Consider the following 4,541-nt stretch of genomic DNA (forward strand, 5'->3'; position numbering starts at 1 on the left):
GTCTCTTCACGAAGACGCGTTCCTAAACCACCTGCAAGAATTACCGCTTTCACGAAATTCCCCCTTAAAGAGATTAGAGCCAAAGTCTAACGGCACAAACCCCCAAGGATTATGGAAGCGGTATTTAGAGCCCTATATTACTATCCTTGCCCGTATATGTAATCGAGTTAAAGGGGTAGAACGTTGTCTGATGCCGTAACACCCTTCATCAAGGCCGCCGATCTAGCTCTCGCGGCTCGGCGAGAAATCATTTCAATGACAAGTACCGCAAAGGCATCCCATGTGGCATCGGCACTGTCGGTCGTTGATATTTTAAGTGTTCTTTATTCGGGAGCGGCCAATATTTCGCCGGCAAATATGGATGCCGCCGATCGTGACATTGTCATTTTGTCGAAGGGTCATTCAGCATCTGCGCTGTACTCAGTTTTAGCGCTTCAGGGATTTTTTCCAAAGGATTGGCTCGCACAATACTGCAACAACGATGCCCCTCTCGGTGGCCACGTAACATCTAAGGGTGTGCCCGGTGTTGAGCTTTCGACTGGCTCTCTTGGCCACGGTCTGCCATATGGCCTAGGAATTGCAATGTCGCGCAAGAAGAGCGGGGCAAAGGGCCGTGTATTCGTAGTGATGTCTGATGGTGAATGCGATGAAGGCACTACATGGGAATCGGCGATGATTGCAAATCACCACGAACTAGATAACTTAGTTGTCATCATAGATCGCAACAAGATTCAATCTCTGACCTTTACCGAAGATACGTTAAGGCTTGAGCCATTTGCCGATAAGTGGATCGCCTTCGGTTGGCAGACGCACACTATTTCGGGCCATGACTATTCTCTCTTAGCCGAATCACTCTCAACACAAACTGGACCCAAGTGCATCATCGCCGATACGACTAAAGGTAAAGGTGTGGACTTTATGGAAAATAGCGTGCTGTGGCATTACAAACCGCCGTCGGCCGACGATGTCACCAAAGCTTTCGAGCAGATAAGTGAAAACTACTGATGCGCGATACCTTTGTTGCAACTCTGCTGGAAGCGGCTAAAAAAGACAAAAATATTATTTTGATGACCGGCGATTTAGGGTACGGCGTCCTTGATACCTTCGAAAGGGAACTACCTGGCCAGTTCATTAACTCCGGCGTGAACGAACAGGCCATGATGGGAATGGCTGCAGGATATGCATCGACCGGAAAAAGAGTTTTTGTTTACAGCATCGGCAACTTTCCAACACTTCGTTGCCTTGAACAGATTCGTAACGATGTCTGCCTGATGAACAACCCAGTTGTAATTGTCTCCGTTGGCGCGGGCTATGCCTATGGCAGTCAGGGCTACACCCATCACGCCCTTGAAGATATTGCAGTGCTGCGCGCACTTCCTAACATGGAGGTAATAGTGCCGGCAGATCCAGCTGAAACAGCCGAACTGACCACCTTAATAATCGCTTCAAAAAAGCCTACGTACCTGCGCTTGGGCAAGAGTGGCGAACCAACTATTCACACCACCAGACCAAAACCCGCACCAGGGAAAATCAATGAACTCTCCCCTGGCACTTCCGGAACTTTAATCTTTGCTGGCTCAGTCGGCACCGTCGCCGTTGCCGCAGCAAATGCTTTAGCAGCACAGGGGATTTCAGTTGCCGTTGCCTCAATGCCTTACATATCTACAGTTGATATTGATTACATTCGACAGGCGTTAAGTAAAGGTCCCGTCATAGTTATTGAAGAGCACTCATATCGCGGTGGCGTGGGTGCTGCCGTTCTCGAGGCGATGAATGCAGCTAACCTGCATGGCGCAATTGGTTTAATCGCTGCCAACCAAAATAATCTCTCGCAGATTGGCGATCAAAGTTTTTTGCGCACAGCCAATGGAATTAACGTTGAAAATATAATCGCGAAATTTAACGCCTTGTAGGTAGTTTAAATACAACTTCCTGACCATCATCACAACGCAACGGATCTAAAACCATACGATGTCGCCACTGGATTGTCTGCGCGATTCCATTCTCAAAAGAGACAACTGGTTTCCACCCAATTGCAGTGAGTGATTCGCAGGCCGGTTCTAACTTCATTACTTGATCTGGGCGATACGGTAAATTTCCAAAACCAAGTAAGCCTTGGGCACCTAATTGATTGGCGATAATAAGTACCGCTTCTTTTAAAATTACGGTCTGCGGATTTCCCACATTGACAACACCTGATATAGATCCACTTTCGATAACAGCTTCAAAGGCACGTGCTAAATCAAAGGCATGTAGATAGCTCCACTCCTGTTCGCCCTTTGTTAAATCCATAACCTCGCCCATTGTTAAGGTATCGATTAACTGTGGAATCAACCACGTATCGGTATCGCAAGGTCCGTAGGTAGAAAAAATTCGCATCCACGCAAATCGAGTTTGCGATCCGGCAAGTGTGCTCTGCATAATCTTTCGTGCGGCTACCTTTGCTGTGCCATATTTGGTTGTCGGAATATCAGGTAAATCTTCAGTGATTCGGTTAGAGACTGGTCCTAACTCGGCTTGGCTACCCACGCCGATGACAAAGCCAACACCTGAATCCCTGGCCGCTACGGCCATGATTTTCATGCGCTCAATATTCTCGGATTGGCGGGCATCATTTCTATCGTGATTTCCAACCCCCCACCAATCGGCAAGAATCAAAACATCGGGTTTTTCAGTCGATATGAAACCTGCCCAACCATCGCTCTCTCGGCGCTCAATCTGCAACCCATCAATTCCGGTAAGCCGATATGTATCCGAGCTCGGGCGGACGAGGGCAATTACCTCGTGCTGTGCCGATAAAACTCTACAAATCCATGACCCTAAAAAACCTGATGATCCAGCGACGATAACTCTCATGTATTTGGTTTAAGAAGTGGATTTCCGCCAACAAATCGATCAGGAACATCAAATCGTGGTTGTCCCACTGCATCCATCGCTGCATAAAAGCGATCCAGTGGCTTCAAGGCTGCGAACTGCGTAGTAGTGATGGGGGATTGATAGACCTTTAAACTATATTTATTCAATACATTTCCAGTTATCTCAGGTGTTTTAGGGACACACGCTGCATCACCAACGAAGCAGATAATCCGAAGTTCGTTGCTCATTCGTGTTTCCAACAAAATATCATTTGGTGCCTTGGCAATCCAATATGTATCGCCCACAAAACCAAGAGCATTACTTAATGAACGATATGAGGTCAAATAGTTATAGTTCTTTAACTCTGCTTGCGCAGCATCGTCATTTAGAATTGCCGTCATGGCCGAAGGATATGAATACTCCTGTTGTTTCACTAATCCGGAGTTAGTGGAGATAACGGAAACTACCATGATCGCCACGTAGGTCACTGGTGTAATCATTCGAAGTAAAATATGTGAATCATTTTTTGAATTCTTAGCTTTTTTCCCCACTTTTACTTGTAAATTCTGAGACATTCTCTCGCCAATTATCAGTAAAAATAGTGGCCCGACATATGTAGCTACTTTTACATACGAGTAATTGCTTCCTAAACTAGTATTTTTTGACCAGAAGGCAACTGCTGCACAAACAATTACAATAGATAATCCTAGGATAGAAACTGACTTATCCCATGCAACCTTACTCGTAAGTCCACGCACCACAAGCCAGATAATTGCAGCCGATAATAGAACTCCGATGAGCATCACTGCTGGATCTCGCGGAGTACCGGCCGTTCCTGTCCAGATATTAATTACGCCAAGCATCTCAGATGGCAATGGCCAGTGATTGAAGAGGAATCCAGTGCCAGAAGCTAGTTTTAATCGAATACCCATAGTTGTAATCGCGGCATAGGTATACGGCACAACAATTATCGCTGCAATAACCCCACCCAGAAACATGGTTTTAACTAGCGAAAGACTCAAATCACCTTTGGCCAAAATTCCTAAAAAGATCGCAGAAATTGCGAATACTGCCGCTAAAGTCATGCTTGAATCTATATACGTCACAGCGTTTGCAAGCCATCCAAAGGCTGAGAGCGCAATCAAGCCTCTGAAAGCATTCGGGGTTAACTCCTCTTTAGTTTTTAAATAAAGCGTAAGTAGCAAGGTACTTGAAAGTAAGCCGATACCAGGCAAGGCCCATGCTTGTGCCATTCCTCCATTAAATACTTGAACCATAATTGGCGCCGATGAAATTGACGCAATTAAAAGCAAGAATGATAATGAGTAGCGCTCAAAAACCAAACGAGAAAATGAATAGATTATTAATCCTAGCGCCGCGATTCCTGCAGAGATAGTTAAACCTTGTCCGATAATAAGGTAAGAAGGATCAATCCGTAATACTTGCGCAAAGGGGATACTCAAACCCCAGCGAGTGCCATAAATTAGATAGTCGAAACCCGCTTGTTGTTGCATCGAAGGTAGTTGATACAAGTGATAAATAGCCTCACCTAAGTTTTTGTCCCCTAAGAAAGCTAAAAAATTATCTCGACCTTGCGCCCATGTCGATCCAACTCCTTGTTGGGCAAGTACCGTCATTAAATTCTGTGGGATATCGGGACCGCTGCCTGCGGTTATTTTAAGAGC

General features: G+C 45.7%; 4 protein-coding genes. 2 read left to right on the top strand and 2 right to left on the bottom strand.

Annotated elements, in window-relative coordinates; all coding sequences use genetic code 11:
- Positions 1–183: 183 nt before the first annotated feature.
- On the top strand, positions 184–1,005 hold the full coding sequence (locus Q8K48_06320) for a transketolase (protein ID MDP1852014.1): 822 nt from the start codon (positions 184–186) through the stop codon (positions 1,003–1,005).
- Positions 1,005–1,913 carry a transketolase C-terminal domain-containing protein gene (locus Q8K48_06325; protein MDP1852015.1) on the top strand — a complete coding sequence of 303 codons (909 nt, stop codon included), beginning with the start codon at positions 1,005–1,007 and terminating at the stop codon, positions 1,911–1,913. The genes Q8K48_06320 and Q8K48_06325 overlap by 1 nt, the downstream gene beginning before the upstream one ends.
- On the opposite strand, the gene Q8K48_06330 is transcribed toward Q8K48_06325, so the two are convergent.
- Together Q8K48_06330 and Q8K48_06335 are read right to left on the bottom strand one after the other, a co-directional pair.
- Positions 1,900–2,856 (bottom strand): NAD(P)-dependent oxidoreductase, encoded by a 957-nt coding sequence (locus Q8K48_06330; protein ID MDP1852016.1) that lies wholly within the window; start codon positions 2,854–2,856, stop codon positions 1,900–1,902. The two genes, Q8K48_06325 and Q8K48_06330, sit on opposite strands and share 14 nt — an antisense overlap.
- Positions 2,853–4,541 (bottom strand): hypothetical protein (locus tag Q8K48_06335; protein ID MDP1852017.1); only part of this gene is annotated, 1,689 nt, incomplete at its 5' end. The genes Q8K48_06335 and Q8K48_06330, both read right to left, overlap by 4 nt.

The organism is Candidatus Planktophila sp., assembly GCA_030681675.1.
Taxonomy (GTDB): domain Bacteria; phylum Actinomycetota; class Actinomycetes; order Nanopelagicales; family Nanopelagicaceae; genus Planktophila.